The 15,456-nt window shown below is 37.1% G+C and carries 22 protein-coding genes and 4 pseudogenes; 12 read left to right on the forward strand and 14 right to left on the reverse strand.

Features of this window, described 5'->3' with window-relative positions:
* The first annotated feature begins 2 nt into the window (after positions 1 to 2).
* Entirely contained in the window at positions 3 to 227 is a 225-nt protein-coding gene (locus JCM13188_RS18115) for a helix-hairpin-helix domain-containing protein (protein WP_279401445.1), read from the forward strand.
* Here JCM13188_RS18115 and JCM13188_RS05690 read toward each other — a convergent pair whose 3' ends face one another.
* The 3 genes and pseudogenes from JCM13188_RS05690 to JCM13188_RS05705 form a co-directional block, all read right to left on the reverse strand.
* A complete protein-coding gene (locus JCM13188_RS05690) occupies positions 228 to 950 on the reverse strand; it encodes an amino acid ABC transporter ATP-binding protein (protein ID WP_054752749.1) in 723 nt (240 codons plus the stop codon). It abuts the gene before it with no gap.
* Positions 951 to 1,502 (reverse strand): amino acid ABC transporter permease, encoded by a 552-nt coding sequence (locus tag JCM13188_RS05695; protein ID WP_439646614.1) that lies wholly within the window; start codon positions 1,500 to 1,502, stop codon positions 951 to 953. It abuts the gene before it with no gap.
* A 217-nt stretch (positions 1,503 to 1,719) separates the two neighbouring features.
* A pseudogene (locus tag JCM13188_RS05705) lies at positions 1,720 to 2,536 on the reverse strand (transporter substrate-binding domain-containing protein).
* Positions 2,537 to 2,915: 379 nt separating this feature from the next.
* Here JCM13188_RS05705 and JCM13188_RS05710 point away from each other — a divergent pair.
* Positions 2,916 to 3,485 carry a biotin transporter BioY gene (locus JCM13188_RS05710; protein ID WP_054752752.1) on the forward strand — a complete coding sequence of 190 codons (570 nt, stop codon included), beginning with the start codon at positions 2,916 to 2,918 and terminating at the stop codon, positions 3,483 to 3,485.
* 107 nt (positions 3,486 to 3,592) lie between these two features.
* Here JCM13188_RS05710 and JCM13188_RS20485 read toward each other — a convergent pair.
* A pseudogene (locus tag JCM13188_RS20485) lies at positions 3,593 to 4,131 on the reverse strand (GrpB family protein).
* Between the two features lie 341 nt (positions 4,132 to 4,472).
* Between JCM13188_RS20485 and JCM13188_RS05720 the strand changes: the two are divergent.
* From JCM13188_RS05720 to JCM13188_RS05730, 3 genes are all read left to right on the forward strand, one after another.
* Positions 4,473 to 4,775 (forward strand): DUF5316 domain-containing protein, encoded by a 303-nt coding sequence (locus tag JCM13188_RS05720; RefSeq protein WP_054752754.1) that lies wholly within the window; start codon positions 4,473 to 4,475, stop codon positions 4,773 to 4,775.
* Positions 4,776 to 4,892: 117 nt separating this feature from the next.
* Positions 4,893 to 5,114, forward strand: a complete 222-nt coding sequence (locus tag JCM13188_RS05725) for a hypothetical protein (RefSeq protein ID WP_279401447.1) — start codon at positions 4,893 to 4,895, stop codon at positions 5,112 to 5,114.
* Positions 5,098 to 5,655, forward strand: coding sequence for a GNAT family N-acetyltransferase (locus tag JCM13188_RS05730; protein ID WP_054752757.1), 558 nt, complete (start codon positions 5,098 to 5,100; stop codon positions 5,653 to 5,655). The genes JCM13188_RS05725 and JCM13188_RS05730 overlap by 17 nt, the downstream gene beginning before the upstream one ends.
* A gap of 31 nt (positions 5,656 to 5,686) precedes the next feature.
* Here JCM13188_RS05730 and JCM13188_RS05735 read toward each other — a convergent pair whose 3' ends face one another.
* The 3 genes from JCM13188_RS05735 to JCM13188_RS05745 form a co-directional block, all read right to left on the reverse strand.
* Positions 5,687 to 6,307, reverse strand: coding sequence for an STAS domain-containing protein (locus JCM13188_RS05735; RefSeq protein ID WP_054752759.1), 621 nt, complete (start codon positions 6,305 to 6,307; stop codon positions 5,687 to 5,689).
* On the reverse strand, positions 6,304 to 6,489 hold the full coding sequence (locus JCM13188_RS05740) for a hypothetical protein (RefSeq protein ID WP_054752761.1): 186 nt from the start codon (positions 6,487 to 6,489) through the stop codon (positions 6,304 to 6,306). Before JCM13188_RS05740 ends, JCM13188_RS05735 begins: the two co-directional genes overlap by 4 nt.
* 87 nt (positions 6,490 to 6,576) lie before the next feature.
* Positions 6,577 to 6,837 (reverse strand): hypothetical protein, encoded by a 261-nt coding sequence (locus JCM13188_RS05745; protein WP_054752763.1) that lies wholly within the window; start codon positions 6,835 to 6,837, stop codon positions 6,577 to 6,579.
* Between the two features lie 202 nt (positions 6,838 to 7,039).
* Between JCM13188_RS05745 and JCM13188_RS05750 the strand changes: the two genes are divergently transcribed.
* From JCM13188_RS05750 to JCM13188_RS18130, 3 genes are all read left to right on the forward strand, one after another.
* A complete protein-coding gene (locus tag JCM13188_RS05750; protein ID WP_279401448.1) occupies positions 7,040 to 7,426 on the forward strand; it encodes a hypothetical protein in 387 nt (128 codons plus the stop codon).
* A gap of 145 nt (positions 7,427 to 7,571) precedes the next feature.
* Positions 7,572 to 7,727, forward strand: a complete 156-nt coding sequence (locus tag JCM13188_RS18125) for a hypothetical protein (RefSeq protein ID WP_279401449.1) — start codon at positions 7,572 to 7,574, stop codon at positions 7,725 to 7,727.
* 23 nt (positions 7,728 to 7,750) lie between these two features.
* Positions 7,751 to 8,362, forward strand: coding sequence for a GDSL-type esterase/lipase family protein (locus JCM13188_RS18130; RefSeq protein WP_304609740.1), 612 nt, complete (start codon positions 7,751 to 7,753; stop codon positions 8,360 to 8,362).
* Here the strand turns inward: JCM13188_RS18130 and JCM13188_RS20490 are convergent.
* The 7 genes and pseudogenes from JCM13188_RS20490 to JCM13188_RS05775 form a co-directional block, all read right to left on the reverse strand.
* Positions 8,264 to 8,512: a DsbA family oxidoreductase gene (locus JCM13188_RS20490; RefSeq protein WP_369404857.1), complete on the reverse strand. Its 249-nt coding sequence runs from the start codon at positions 8,510 to 8,512 to the stop codon at positions 8,264 to 8,266. The two genes, JCM13188_RS18130 and JCM13188_RS20490, sit on opposite strands and share 99 nt — an antisense overlap.
* A gap of 20 nt (positions 8,513 to 8,532) precedes the next feature.
* Positions 8,533 to 8,970 carry a DsbA family oxidoreductase gene (locus JCM13188_RS20495; protein WP_369404846.1) on the reverse strand — a complete coding sequence of 146 codons (438 nt, stop codon included), beginning with the start codon at positions 8,968 to 8,970 and terminating at the stop codon, positions 8,533 to 8,535.
* A 70-nt stretch (positions 8,971 to 9,040) separates the two neighbouring features.
* Positions 9,041 to 9,187 (reverse strand): hypothetical protein, encoded by a 147-nt coding sequence (locus JCM13188_RS18135; RefSeq protein WP_279401451.1) that lies wholly within the window; start codon positions 9,185 to 9,187, stop codon positions 9,041 to 9,043.
* Positions 9,188 to 9,352: 165 nt separating this feature from the next.
* Positions 9,353 to 9,714 (reverse strand): annotated as a pseudogene (locus JCM13188_RS05760) (DUF779 domain-containing protein).
* A 74-nt stretch (positions 9,715 to 9,788) separates the two neighbouring features.
* The gene (gene exaC, locus JCM13188_RS05765) at positions 9,789 to 11,309 is read right to left on the reverse strand and encodes an acetaldehyde dehydrogenase ExaC (protein WP_054752767.1); all 1,521 of its coding nucleotides are present in this window, start codon (positions 11,307 to 11,309) and stop codon (positions 9,789 to 9,791) included.
* 401 nt (positions 11,310 to 11,710) lie between these two features.
* Positions 11,711 to 12,148, reverse strand: a complete 438-nt coding sequence (locus JCM13188_RS05770; RefSeq protein ID WP_279401486.1) for a peroxiredoxin-like family protein — start codon at positions 12,146 to 12,148, stop codon at positions 11,711 to 11,713.
* A 97-nt stretch (positions 12,149 to 12,245) separates the two neighbouring features.
* Positions 12,246 to 13,448 (reverse strand): annotated as a pseudogene (locus tag JCM13188_RS05775) (multidrug effflux MFS transporter).
* A gap of 136 nt (positions 13,449 to 13,584) precedes the next feature.
* On the opposite strand from JCM13188_RS05775, the gene JCM13188_RS05780 reads away from it, so the two are divergent.
* The 4 genes from JCM13188_RS05780 to JCM13188_RS05790 all read left to right on the forward strand — a co-directional run bounded on the left by JCM13188_RS05780 (position 13,585) and on the right by JCM13188_RS05790 (position 15,443).
* Complete coding sequence (locus tag JCM13188_RS05780) at positions 13,585 to 14,337, forward strand: hypothetical protein (RefSeq protein ID WP_279401452.1); 753 nt, start codon at positions 13,585 to 13,587, stop codon at positions 14,335 to 14,337.
* Between the two features lie 2 nt (positions 14,338 to 14,339).
* A complete protein-coding gene (locus tag JCM13188_RS05785; RefSeq protein WP_054752772.1) occupies positions 14,340 to 14,696 on the forward strand; it encodes a hypothetical protein in 357 nt (118 codons plus the stop codon).
* A 168-nt stretch (positions 14,697 to 14,864) separates the two neighbouring features.
* Positions 14,865 to 15,059, forward strand: coding sequence for a hypothetical protein (locus JCM13188_RS18140; protein ID WP_279401453.1), 195 nt, complete (start codon positions 14,865 to 14,867; stop codon positions 15,057 to 15,059).
* A 15-nt stretch (positions 15,060 to 15,074) separates the two neighbouring features.
* Entirely contained in the window at positions 15,075 to 15,443 is a 369-nt protein-coding gene (locus JCM13188_RS05790) for a GntR family transcriptional regulator (RefSeq protein ID WP_054752774.1), read from the forward strand.
* Positions 15,444 to 15,456: the final 13 nt, after the last annotated feature.

Genomic DNA, 15,456 nt, shown 5'->3' on the forward strand with positions numbered 1-15,456 from the left:
GAATGGCTTATAACTTAGTTTACTATTTATACATCTACACTCTACACGAAATTAAAGATCATGATCCCCAAGAATTGTTTGATTGCCTGGAGCAACGAGCAGACGAGAAAATTGATCCATGCGTTGAGGATCAGATTCGTTGCGTTGTTTACTACGCCAACCACCCAGATAGCACCAAACAATGGTATGATTTCACCGAGCAACGTAAAGCTGACCGGCTAGCTTAATTAAAGAATTTTACTTAAGAATGATTGAGTACGTGGGTTTTGTGGGTTATCAAAGATTTGATTCGGATCGCCTTCTTCCATGATGACACCTTCGTCCATAAAGAATACGCGATCGCCAACTTCTTTCGCGAAGCCCATTTCGTGTGTTACAACAACCATTGTCATACCTTCATTAGCTAAATCTTTCATAACTTCTAGCACATCACCAACTAACTCCGGGTCTAATGCAGAAGTAGGCTCATCAAATAACATGACTTTTGGGTCCATCGCGAGTGATCTCGCAATCGCGACACGTTGCTTTTGCCCACCTGATAAGCTTTCTGGATAAGCCTCGGCTTTATCACCAAGACCCACTTTTCCTAATAACTTAGCTCCGTATTGTTTAGCTTCCGCTTCAGGCATGCCTTTAACTTTAACAGGTCCAAGCGTCACGTTTTCTAAAACCGTTTTATGTGGGAATAAATTAAAGTGCTGGAACACCATTCCGACTTGTGAACGCACTTTATTGATATCCACTTTGGGATCCGTTAATACATCTCCGTCAATTTCAACTTCTCCAGAAGTCACATCTTCTAATAAATTTAAACAACGTAAAAACGTACTTTTACCTGAGCCAGAAGGTCCAATAACGCATAATACTTCTTGAGATTTTATTTCCGCATCGATCCCCTTTAGTACTTCATTGTCACCAAACGATTTGTGTAAGTCTTTAACGGTAATCATTTATACATCAAGCTTCCTTTCTACATTACGTAAAATAATTGATGTTGGAATGGTAATAATTAAGTAAAAAATACAAACCATGATTAATGTTTCAAAAATTTCAAAGGTTGAATTATAATACTGTTTTGCCATATAAAGTACTTCACCAACAGCAATTACCGAGAATAATGATGTATCTTTTAAACTGATAATGAACTGGTTTCCTAAAGGTGGAATCATACGTTTAAAAGCTTGTGGCCAAACGATATAACGCATTGTCTGTTTCTCTGTTAACCCAATGGCACGGCCTGCTTCGTGTTGTCCCTTGTCTATTGAGTGAACGGCACCACGCACAATTTCTGCAATATAAGCACCGGCATTTAACGTAATGGCGATAATCGCAGATGTTAATGCGCCAATATTAACAGCTGTTAACCCATAGTAAATGAATAACACCTGAGCTAAGATCGGAGTACCTCTAATTACCTCTACATAAACGGTACTGATCCATCTAAAAAATATTGATTTTAGAAAGTCTTCCAAGCCCTGCAATGGAGCCCAAAATAAAACCAAGGAAAACACCCACTACGGTGATATATAAGGTTAATTGAATACCTTCCCATAAGTAGGGAAGTGATCTATAATAAGCTGAATCTAAAAAGCTTTCTATCATTGTTGTTAGATCTCTCCCTTTTTATAAACTATGTCTAACAAATTTTTCTTCTTAAATAGGAAAAATAGCGTAACAAGGTAAAACTTGTTACGCCTTGATTTCTGTTAGTCTAAGTGGTTATTCTTTTGGCGGTGCTTCACCAAACCATTTTTCGTAAATTTCTGCATAAGTTCCGTTTTCTTTCACATTAGCTAAGCCTTTGTTAATAGACTCAAGTAATTCAGGGTTTGAATCCTTTGGCATAGCAATACCATAAGGTTGACCTTCTAATACATCGCCAACAGTTTTCAGGCTGTCTGAAGCTTGTTCTTTAATATAAAACTGAACGTTAGGTAAGTCATATAACACCGCGTCTAAAACGACCACGCTCAAGATTCATATAAGCTGTTACGATTTCAGGATAAGCTGTAATCTCTGCATCAGTGTTGTCTTGTAGATAACTCTCACTTGTTGACCCTTGACGAGCCCCAACGTTTTTACCTGATACATCTTCAATTGATTCAATATCTGAATCTTGTGGAACAGCTAAAATTAAACCAGAATCATAGTAAGAGTCTGAGAAATCAATGAATTCCTTACGTTCTTCTGTGATTGAGATTCCAGCAATACCTATGTCGTGTTTACCTGATCTCATTGAAGCTAGAAGTCCATCAAATTGCATTGTTTGGAATTCAACTTTAAACCCTTGATCTTCCGCAATAGCTCTCAATAATTCAATATCGAACCCTACCATTTCACCTGTATCTGGGTTCTTATACTCAAATGGTTTGAAGTTAGCATCAGTTGCGACTGTGTATGTAGGCGTTTCTTCGCCACTACCACCGTCACCACTATTACCACTATCTCCATTACTTCCTTCACTTTCTGATGTACCGCATGCGGCTAATACACTAATCATAAAAGCCGCTATTAATAACAACATAAACTTTTTCATGTCCAAAATTACCCCCTGAAGTTTTTAATCTTACTATTAATATATTTTCTCATGTTCACAAATAATTCGAAATTCAGATAATTCATGAAAAAATTGAGTTATTTAACATCTAGGCGAGTTTATTCCACTAGAACTCTTTCATTTATACAATATCTAATAAATAAGTCCTAAAACTTAAAATCCTTCCAGATTTAGTCCCTCTAGTTAGCGATAATGGTTTATTTAAAACTCTTAGAAACTATAGGAGTATATTTTTTATTAGATAAATAGTATTGGTTCAATATAATTAAAATTTAATCATACGAAAAATCACTATTCAATTTCGCACAATGTTTGTTAACCTATAATTAAATAGAGGTTAACAATAGGAGGAGATCTTATGAATTATCAGAGTAAAAATCTAAAAATTTTTATCAATTGTGTAGTTTTTGCAGTCATAACTGCTGTTTTAGCCCAAGTTGAAGTTCCTCTACCGTTAGTCCCGATTAGCGGACAAACACTTGCCGTCGGGTTAACAGCAACTATACTAGGAAGCAGCCAAGGTGCATTAGCTATGATTTGTTATGCTACACTTGGTGCTATTGGTTTGCCAGTATTTGCAGGGTTTAATGCAGGAGCAGAGGTTCTAACTGGACCAACGGGAGGATACATTATAGGTTTCATAGTTGCAGCCTTCTTAATGGGGTACATACTTGAGCGCACATCATTCCGGCTAACGATGGCAATGGTGGCTAACACCGTTGGAATGGTGGTCATTTTACTGTTCGGTATGATTCAACTGAAATATGTTACTGGTTTAGGCTGGGGTGAAGCTCTTGATGCCGGAGTCTACCCGTTCATTGTGGTAGGTCTGATTAAAGCCTTCCTCGCAAGCTGGATTGGTATAGCTGTAAGAAAAAGGCTAGTTCAATCCCGATTGATCAATCCTTCTGAAAAAGCTGCAGCATAAAACAAAAGGCCTGAGTTTATAATAATTAGTTTTAACTTCATTTAATAAATTCTATAACTCTAATATTTAAAGTCCTTCCAGATTCAAATCTGGAAGGACTCTTTTTATTAATCTATTACGGATTTTACAAATTTAAGTTTTTGATCTGCGTACGACTTAACATCATTCACGTATTGCTCCGCTAAATTCACTTTCAACCGTTCATATTCTTTAGCTAATTGTGGGTTGTCATTTAACCGGTCTCTGAACTGTAAATGCTCGTGCCACCACTTACCGTCATACTCTACAACATGCAAGAAGTGCGTTTTTATATAATTCTCCTCTTCAATCTTAGGAAATTTGGCAAAGACTACTTTATCTTTCACCTCTTGCTTTTTTAACCTGAAATATTGACCTTCTTGCATTGTTCTCATCTCTAAATCCTTTGCGTTGTCTAATGGTTTAAGACTGACCATGATGTCTACATCGGTTTTGCCTTAATTCCATAAATCGCTGTACTTCCAATGTGCTCAATACCATCTATGTGTTTACCAACTAGCGACTCTAATAGCGCTTTTTCTAGCTGAAAGTTTTGCTTCCATTCTGGGTTGTGTGGAACTAACTTCACTTCATCTTTTTGTAAACCTAACACAAAATCCCTCCCCATATGGTATCTCTCTATGGTAAAGGGGTACAGGCAAAATAGTAGTCTAAATTTTCTTTAAAATTTATGGTATAATAGAATTGTAAAATGATTCATGTTCTCTTGTAATGACCTTCGCTGTTTAAGGGTCATTTTTTCCTCTTCCTATCGGCTGATCCCTCTTTTCCCAAACGCTTTCGCTTCTTTTATGGCTTCACTTATAAAAAACTTATGAATCAATTCGTTCATATTAATCCAGACACCCATTTTCCACGATTTGCTAATCTATGGTTAACAATATACAATGTTAATCATTATCTGAAAATAACATACCATTGTCTTATACATATCTTGGAGGGATTAAATTGAATAAAGCATTATTTTATGGCTTAGTTATGTCACTAATTGCTATAGTTGCTGGACTGGTGACAACTAGTTTAGATTTGACGTTTTTAGTTAGTGGAGTATGCGGAGTTGGGGCTTTATTATTTTCTGGTATGCTAACGGGTGCATTTGTGAGTGGCGACCGAAACCGGGCCAATTATCATGCATCGACCAATGAAAGCAAGCAAGATCGTCATAACTTGATGGTCAATGCCTTATGGTTTTCCTTACCTAATATTGTGACTGCTGCTGCAACCCTCGGTATATACTTAAGTTTCAATTAAGGAGAAAATATGAACATTAGACCCGTTACACAACAAGAATACGAATTTATTAATGAATTGTGTGAATTAAGTTACCATAAACCTTCGCAATGGATTGGATATCCGAGGGTTGAGAGCGTGGATGTTTTAAAGGCTGAGGTTAGCGAATATAACAACACGGTTGATAACTGCGTTAAGGTAATTGAACATCAATTGAAACCTATTGGGTTTACAGGTTATTTACATGAAGTTGGTGATGACGAAGCTTATATCATCGGACCCGTATTTCTAGAAACTTACCATACTATTAAAAAACGTCAAAGAAATACTAACAAAACTTCAGATGGAGTCGCCTTTTAATCTATTAAGAATAACAACACCTTCAAATAATACCGTAACTAATGCTGCTATTGATGGGCTATGTTGGAAGCAAACTAGTCAGCAACTAGAAATGGTCTATGAATTAAACCAATATGAAAGTTCAGACCACCATCTAGATGTAAAACCCATAGAAGACCAACTGATTCCTGATGTGGCAACACTTTTTGAAAACGTATTTAATTGGCACGAATCCCAAAATCAATTGAAGCATTATTTGAATGAGTTTGGAATGGATGCGGCTTGCATTTTCGAAGGAGAGAAGCTTAAAGGCGCGATCCTTTGGGATGCTGTTGAAGAGACTAACTTTGTTAGATTAGAAGATGTAGCCGTTGTGCCTGAAGCTAGACGACAAGGTATTGCGACAAAATTGATTGAACACGTCATACAAGACGCATCTTCTCAATCAAAAGAGGATATATTTTTAGCCGTTGATTTAGATCACGTAAATGCAATTAAACTTTATGAAAAAATTGGATTCAAACGTAATATGATTAATGTTTCATATGAAATAAAGTCCTAGACCACCAAACACGTTCTAGGACTTTTTTCTATTAATAAACTTTCTTTCGAGTTAAGGCTTGATTTAATGTACTATACGATTCCATCTTTTCAAATCGAACACCTAGATTGACCATTGTTTGAGCAACCTCAGGACGAATTCCGACTAATACGGCGTGCGTTCCGACTAGCTCCATCGATTCAACTATTTTAAAAATGTGACTGGCTACCATTGTGTCAATAACTGGTACCGCTGATAAATCAATGAAAAGCTGAGATAAATCCTGGCGGTTCGCTTCTGAAAGGGCAGTATTAAGTAAGATCTCTGCTCGCTCAGTGTCCACATTACCAACAACGGGTAACACTGCGGTTCCATTTCCTAATGGAACGACAGGTGCTGATAAGACTAAGAAATTGTCATGAGCTTCTTGAATTTTTGATTTATAAGAATCAATAAAAGCTGAAGTAAATGAGCGAATGCCTTCATCCATAAGCGGATCTAACCTATGTATTAAAGCAAAGACTGTTGATGCAGAGAAGTTTTGCTCTATGACAAAAGATTCGACTTCGTTCCAAATAGTTAATCTTAAGAAAGCAACTCTATCTAACACACTGGATAATTCAGCTCCATTTTCAATAGCCCAGTGACCTGTATTTTGTCCCCACCTAGTCATTTCGTTAAGGCTATCATCATAAGCATGACAAGCTTTAGCAAAAAACCAACTAACTCGGCCCGAAGCTCTAGTGCTTCTGCTGTATCCTCTTCTTCAGATTTCATATTTCTGGCAATATTATACTTATTCTCCTCTAACATGTCTCCAACTTGGAGGACCTCTTGTTTAACCGATTGAGTCATTCTTGTACCACCTTTAACTATGATTACTTAATTATAAACGAAATTTCCACAATAGAAAATAGACGACCCATTCATGAGTCGTCTATTTTATTCTCCAGATGAATCGTGGCCACCTGAGTCACCACTACCAGATGAAGAATCACCCTCTACGTCTAGCTCTATATTAACATTTTCGCTTTCCTGCTGGTCATCACTTGATGTGTTAAACATCGGAAATACATAATAAATTAAGAAAAATAGAATTAGTACGGTGATGATTAGAATTGATATCCATTTTATAGCTGTCGCTCCTGTACGATGCGGTTCTTCATGCCTTATACGTTGTTCTTCTCTTCTTTCATCAACCATGTTAACCCTCCTTTTTGAGTGTTGTTAAACAGTTCCCCATTAATATTTTTTCTAAACATTTCGTAAAAGGAGTAAAGCACATTAGCCCAACTTTTTGAATACTTTAGCTATGAGGAATAAAGGAGGATTAGTAATATGAATTATCAAAAAACCCTAAAAACATTCTTACTATAAGAATGAGAGCTTTTTAGACCAACCAAAGATGAATTACCCCTATATAAACACTAACTCTAAACTTATGTCCCAGCAATTAGACCACCATAAGAAAAACATGTTCGATCTATGTCAAAAACATCATTTATATCTCGTACAAGTAGAAACAGTTGATGGTCAAACCTTTGAAGGGATTGTTGATGAGTTTGACGAAGATGGCGTGACTTTGCTCGTACCTTCTGGGGAAAATGAACGCGGAGATGGCTTTGATGATGTTGGATTTGGGCCTGGTCCAGGATATGGTATGGGGTATGGTTATGGACCTGGGTTTGGTTCACCTTATGGGTACGGATACCCTAGGAGATTCCGCAGGTTCAGACGTTACCGCTATCCATTTTTTAACTTAAACCGAATTTTCTTTCCATTCTTTTTCTAAACACATGGTAACAACCCATGCAAGCCCGCTGCTTCTATCATTTAATGATAAGAGGCAGCTTTTTATTTAACAAGAGAAATCCCCATTCCAAAATTGGGCAAGCACTAGGTTGTCTGCCTATATTGATCCCTTAAGGAGGGAGATTATGAATGATTTTATTGTATATAAAGCAATTGGCGATTCACTAACAGTTGGAATTGGTAATTACTTCTCAAAAGGCTTCGTCAATCGCTATGCCCAAAGAGCTGTTGAAACACTACAAGTTCCAGTTCGTACAGAGGTTTTTGCTAAAATAAAATAACAAGCGGAGACTTATTATATAGAATACAAGACGAAAAAGTTCAATCACGACTCATGACGGCAAACATCATAACTATTACTGCAGGAGGAAACGATTTACTTCAGGCTAACAGAACATTTATGTATACCTATGACCCAAGCGTTTTTGATGAAGTAACAGTAGAGTTTTACCAAAACATGGCATCGATCCTATCAGAAATACATTACTTAAAATCACTGCATCCTACTCCTTATATGATACGACTAATCGGTCTTTATAATCCCTTTCCACACCTTTCATATAGTGATTTCTGGGTGCAACGGTTTAATAACATTTTGTTATCTTTCAGAGATGAACGCACGCAATTTGTTGATATTTATTCTTACTTCATATATGGCGGGGAGCACTTATTTAATTTTGGCAGGCTTCACCCGAACAAGTACGGGTATGAAGTTATCGCAGAAGCAACGGCCTCGTGTGGGTTTGAACCACTTAAACAGGAAATCGAATCTAATCAAAATGAAAACTCCACGGCCGAACTAAGCCGAGGAGTTTTCTTACGATTGACAAGAACCATCGTCACAGTATTCAGTTTTAGCTTGGTTATTGAGAACTTGAATTTTTGGCTGTTTTTTCTCTTCTTCGTGTACTTTTGATAATACATCTAAAAATACGTCAGTCGGCTGCGCCCCAGATACTGCGTATTTTTCATTGAATACGAAGAAAGGAACTCCTTGAACTCCAATTTGAGATGCGTCATGCTGATCTGCTTGAACCTTTCGTTTATACTTAGCTGATTCTGCAATTTCAAGCGCCTCTACTCGGTTTAAACGACCTCTTCGGCTAAATCCACTAGCACCTGATGATCTCCTACATCTTTACCTTCTGTAAAATAAGCACGCATTAAGCGTTCCATCATGTCATACATTTTACCTTGCTGATTAGCAAAATGGCTTAATCGATGAGCATCTTCAGTGTTAGTAGGAATAACCTGATCAAAGTTAAAGTCCAAACCTACTGTTTTCGCTTGTTCAGCCATTTGATCATTCATCCGTTTTCCTTCTTCATATGGCACACCATACTTAGTTGCTAACATTTCATGAATATCTGAATGACCACCTTTTTCAGCATTAGGGTCTAATTGATAACTTCTAAAATGAATTTGAATATTTTCCTGTCCAAATTGTTTCATGGCTTCTTCAAGACGTCTTTTGCCGATATAACAAAACGGGCATACAACGTCTGACCAAATTTCAATCTTCATATGACGACCTCCAACATTTTGCATCAGGGTCATTATTATATATTTCAATCTGAATTTCAATCAATGTGCTTTATTTCGAATTAATATGTCTCGAATCGTTCTCCTTAAGGTTTAATGCTTTTTTCCGATGAACAAACAATCGATTAAGCCCCTTATATAATAAGAATGCGGCTGCCATAAGTACCATTAAGGTTACAACATACATCATCATTTCCACCGCAAATCACCTCTTTTTGTACCTTATTCATAATATTGTACGTATGTAATCTTATAATTGCAAAACTATTGACTCGGGAGGATAAGCCCCTTTTTTGAAATCATAGATGATTTGCCAGGACTCTTGGTAGAAAATAAAAAACCTGACCCTTCATTAAGGATCAGGTTAAGACTCAGATTGTAGTTCTTTATTTTCTTCTTCTGTAAATGCTCTTGAACGGGTAAGGAACCGTTTACCTTCAACACCTTCTAATGAAAACATGCCGCCTCTACCATCAACCACATCTATTATGAGCTGCGTATGCTTCCAATATTCAAACTGGTTTCGGTGAATGTAAAATGGTGCTCCACCTATTTCACCCAAATAAACATCTTGATCACCAACAATGAGGTCGCCATCAGGGTAGCACATGGGTGAGCTGCCATCACAGCATCCGCCAGACTGGTGAAACATGATCGGGCCATGTTTTCCTTTCAATTTTCTATTAGTTCTAAGGCAGCATCCGTTGCGGTTACTCGTTGAACCATTTTATCCCGCCTTTCTTTTGAAAAAAGGAAGCCCATTCAAGAGGCTTCCCCTTTACTATTATATTCGTTCAGCCTTAGAAAAATCCTAATTTCTGAGGGCTGTAGCTAACCAGTAAGTTCTTCGTTTGCTGATAATGACTTAACATCATCTTATGGTTTTCACGGCCAACACCTGACATCTTGTAACCACCAAATGCTGCGTGTGCTGGATAGTCATGGTAGCAGTTTGTCCAAACACGGCCAGCCTGAATACCACGGCCAAAACGATAAGCTTTATTAATGTCACGTGTCCATACGCCAGCGCCTAAACCATAAAGTGTGTCATTGGCGATTTCCATAGCCTCGGCATCGTCTTTAAACGTTGTGACAGACAATACTGGACCAAAGATTTCTTCCTGGAAAATTCGCATTTTATTATGTCCTTTAAATACTGTTGGCTTAACGTAGTAACCATCTTTCATGTCACCTTCTTGTATGTTTTGCTCACCACCGATTAAACACTCAGCACCTTCTTGCTTACCGATATCTAAGTAAGATAAGATTTTCTCTAATTGTTCGCTTGATGCTTGAGCTCCCATCATCGTATTAGGATCTAACGGGTTTCCTGTATTAATTTCTGCAACACGCTTTAATGCACGCTCCATAAATTCATCGTAAATATCCTCATGGACTAGTGCACGAGACGGACACGTACAAACCTCACCTTGGTTAAGCGCAAACATAACCAGGCCTTCTATCGCTTTATCTAAGAAATCATCATCCTGATCCATCACATCTTTAAAGAAAATGTTTGGTGATTTTCCACCTAATTCAAGTGTTACTGGGATTAAGTTTTGTGACGCATACTGCATAATTAAACGTCCTGTGGTCGTTTCACCTGTAAAGGCAACTTTATCAACCCGAGGATTTTGGGCTAGAGGTTTACCCGTTTCTAGGCCAAAACCATTGACGATATTAAGGACACCTGCAGGAACTAAGTCTTCTATTAATTCCATTAAGACTAAAATAGATGAAGGTGTTTGTTCAGCTGGCTTTAATACGACACAGTTGCCAGTGGCCAACGCTGGAGCTAATTTCCACGTTGCCATAAGTAACGGGAAGTTCCATGGAATAATTTGTCCTACTACTCCTATTGGCTCATGAAAGTGGTATGCCACTGTATCATTATTAATCTCACCAAGAGACCCTTCTTGTGCTCGAATAGCGCCAGCAAAATATCTGAAGTGGTCCACTGCAAGAGGCAAGTCTGCATTGAGAGTTTCACGAACTGATTTCCCGTTCTCCCATGTTTCTGCAACCGCAAGCATTTCTAAATTCTCTTCGATACGATCAGCAATTTTATTTAGCATATTCGCACGTTCTGCAACAGATGTCTTGCTCCATTCTTCCTTAGCTGCATGTGCTGCATCTAATGCTAGCTCAACGTCCTCTTTTGTCGAACGAGGAATTTCAGTAAAAGTCTTACCTGTTACAGGCGTTACATTTTCAAAGTACTGACCATTAACAGGTGGTGTCCACTTCCCACCAATATAGTTTTCATAACGGTCCTTAAAATTTACAACAGCTCCATCTGTGTTTGGAAAAGCATACGTCATCATTATTCCTCCCTTTTTAGTATCAAAGACTAACCCTCAACACAAATGTATGCGCTTTCAATATTTATGTATTTTATGACAGAGTTAGACTTCTTTCTCACTATTTTAACAAAACTTAACTAAAAATTCAAAATTTTTAGTTTAATAATAGAACAAGCTTGTCCTACTAATTATACTTATGCTTCAACTCTTGAACTATGACTTTTTATCGGTAAGTCTACTAGATTAGTAATAAATTGTTTTAGGGCATTTCCTCCTATTAATGGGCCTTAGTTTCTCATGTTTGGTCCTTTAATTGAATGCAATGGTCCCTTTTTAGAAAAGTATGGTCTTTAAAGGTAGTTTTTTAGGCCTAGAATTTAGAATAATAGTCCTTTGTAATAAAAAAAGCTGACCTCACGTCAGCTTTTGATTACGTTCAATATTTTACTTATCTTTGCATGTTTTTCCGGGGATTCATCTAGATGTTTCCACAACAAATCTCCGTTCTCATCAAAAATAAGAGTTGCTCCTTGAATGTAGACATCTTGACTGGTCATAGATTTCTTCACAAACTTAGCCTGTTTTTCATCTTTAGGAATGATGTTTTTAAGCCTCCGAGTAATCACGCCTAAGGCTACTTTTGATAGTAATATAATCTTTGCTGGTCTTTTCGCTTTAATCGCTTTAAATGCTTGTCGGTCGGGATCGCCTACAATTTCAAATGGATACGGACCAAATGCATCTAGGAACTGTTTAATAAACGATGCCTTTGATGGTGCAACGGCGACAATCTGATAACCTTCACTTTCAATTTCTTCATACTGCTCACGCAACTGCGCGAGTAATTGGCGGCAAATTGGTCAACCAAGGTGACGTGTGAATACTAAGATAGTCTTTTCGTTTCGGATTAACTCGTTAAGTGTCGTTGTTCCGTTTTGAGTTTGAACCTCATAGTTAAGCTCCAATAACATGCCCCTCCCTTGTTTTCACTAATAATATATAACTTAGCACAATTAACAGCTGACTGACGAGGATGATCGTTGCTAGTGGTAAAATCGTGCTTGTTCCAAATACACCTACAATTGGTGCGACAGTGGCTCCGAACACGAACTGGAATAAGCCAAGTAGAGCCGATGCACTTCCTGCGTTCCGATCTTGCGTCTGCATCGCTAAAGATAAGCTCGTTGGGTTCATCATACCTGTACTTGATGTAATGAAAAATAAACCGATAATTACAAATATAAGTCCCCCGTCAAAAATGCGGCCGAAACGAGTGTCGTACCACCTGTTAATGCCACTAAAAACCCAATAACTAAAAGCTTTTCTTCATGCACTCGGTCTGATAGCCTACCAACAACTTGACTCATGGTGATAAACCCTAGTGCATTTAATCCAAAAATCATAGAGTAAGCTTGCGGGGACAACGCAAAAATGTCCTGCAAAATAAATGATGACCCTGAAATGTAAGAGAACATGGCTGCAGCCGCAAAGCCTTGTATAAACGCAAAACCCATGTAACGGCGATGCTTCATTAACTTCACAAAAACCTCAACGGTACTCCTAAGGCCGCCTTCAGAACGTTCCTTTACAGGCAATGATTCCTTTAATTTTATGATTGCGAGTGCCGTTAATATGATCCCAGCAACTGATAGAATAGCAAATAAGCCTCTCCAACTAGTAAATAATAAAATTTGTCCACCAATCATGGGTGCTAAGATAGGCGCCAAACCCATTACTAAAACTAATAAAGAAAACATTTTTCGTTAATTCAGATCCCGAATATAAATCACGAATAATCGAACGAGATATAACAATCCCACCAGCACCTGAGAATCCTTGAACAAACCTGGCCGCAACAAGCACCCAAATGTTAGGTGCAATCGCACAAACAACTGATGCTATGACATATATTCCTATGGCAATGATGAGCGGCTTTTTCCTTCCAAAAATGTCACTAAGTGCCCCAATGACAAGCTGTCCGAATGCAATTCCAAGCAAGCTTGTGGTTAAACTTAACTGAACTAATGACGGTTCAGTTTTTAACCCTTCTGCTAATTTAGGAAAAGCAGGTAAATATAAATCTATCGTTAACGGAACAAGCGCCGTAAATGCACCTAATAACAGAATTAGTCTCAAGTGAGAAGATCTTGATGCCATGAATTACACCTCTCTTTTATTGTCATAACGCTTATCCTATAACATTTTAAAATAAATTTAAAGTTTACTGTTTACTTTTAAAAACGAGGTGTATATACTGTGTATATAGATATAAACAGTATAACAGCCTGAGGATGTGAAAGAAATTATGTGGCAAAAGGCGCTAGATTTAGCATTATTTGAATGGAAAATCAAATTGACCAACAGGTTATTAATACAATTTATTACATTAATCACGCTTTTCGTTTATATGATAACCGTATTTAATGATGCACACTTTGAAGAACCAATACTAATATTCGAAATGTTGTTCATAGCATTTCTACTTTTGGGATACGGTTGGTCTACACCGATGGAATTTCAACTCCAAAGAATTAACGAAAATCATTATGCCTCTCCGGTGTTATTTATGTTACAGAATTTACCGATCAATAAAAGTACATTAATTAGAAGCCGCTTCTTATTATTTTATTTAAACTTAGCACCATTACTTATATTATTGTTCATACTATTTTATATTTCACCTGCGATTAGAAACGTTATGACACCTTATTCTTATTTTGTATTTTCCTTATTTTGGATTAGTTTTTCACTAAGTTTCGGCTCTTTTTTACCTGCGAGTGATATAAGAACTCGGCAGATGACCCAAGGAAAACTTCTATTCTATATCTTTAGTTTTATAGTATTCATTTCATTGATTACTCAACTTGGAGATTTCGTTTATGGAGGAAGTTTTATAAACTTAATTATCTATTTATCCAATCATGATCCATTTTGGTTAGCCTTATTTTCAATCACACTTATTCCATTAACTTTAGTTTTTGGGTTAAATATCTTCAAAAGAAAATATCAAAAGAAGACTATGACTTATCTTAATAAGGAGGATTAAATATGTGGAAGGAAGCTATTAATCTCGCTTTGTTCGAGTGGAAAATTGACTGGTTTAATCGAATCTTACACCAAATTTTATTACTAGCCGCATTACTTGTTTTCAGTTATGCCACTTATGAATCCATAATAGATGATGGTGGCTGGGGGTTAGATGTCATTTACTTTGCTTTTTTCGTTTGGGGATTTGGTTGGTTGACTCCAAAGGATTTCCAGTATCAAAAGGTTAGCTCTCACACTTATGCATCACCAGTGTTTTTTATGTTACACAAATTACCGATTCAAAACAGTACGTTAATTAAGAGTAGATTTATCATTTTCTATATCAACGCTTTACCGATTTTGGTTTATTTTTTATAGGTTTATACTTTTTACCTATTCTTAAGAATGTCTTTACAATTGAAGGGTACTTAGCTTTTGCACTTATGTGGGCTAGTTTAGGATTAAGCCTTAGCGCCATCTACCCTGCAAGTGATTTAGGGGATCGCAATGTCACAAACAGTAAATTGATTTTATTTTCATAGGTATATGGATTACATTATCCATTTTGATAATACCGACTTATATTTTTACGATGATGGGTTAATTAATCTAACAATTGATATAGCCAATCAGTGGCCACTAGTTGTATCAATTATCTCAGTACTAATCATACCGGTTTCGAATTGGGCTTGGATTAGATATGCCAATTCTAAATTGAAATTAGAAGACTTTGAATTATAGGAAGGAGTGGGCGACTTGGAATTACCTATTAAATTATCCGAGCAATCTAGAGAACCAATCTATCACCAGATTGAACATCAAATTAAAGCCTTGATTGCTAGTGGACAATTAGAAGCTGGCACGTCACTCCCTTCCATTCGCGCTTTATCAAAAGACTTGGAGGTGAGTGTCATTACAACGCGGAGAGCTTATCAAAATCTAGAATATGAAGGCTTTATTAAGACTTTACAAGGAAAAGGCACGTTTGTTGCTGATATTAATGTTTCGTTAAAAAAGGAAATTAAAGAGGACACGGTTGCTAATGCACTGCGTAAAGCTATTGGGACCGCATACCAGCATAACTACTCTAAAAAGAAGTTAAACGTTTATTTAATCAATTACTAGACGAAAGTGAGGG

It is taken from the genome of Piscibacillus salipiscarius JCM 13188 (assembly GCF_001311865.1).
Lineage (GTDB): Bacteria > Bacillota > Bacilli > Bacillales > Alkalibacillaceae > Piscibacillus > Piscibacillus salipiscarius.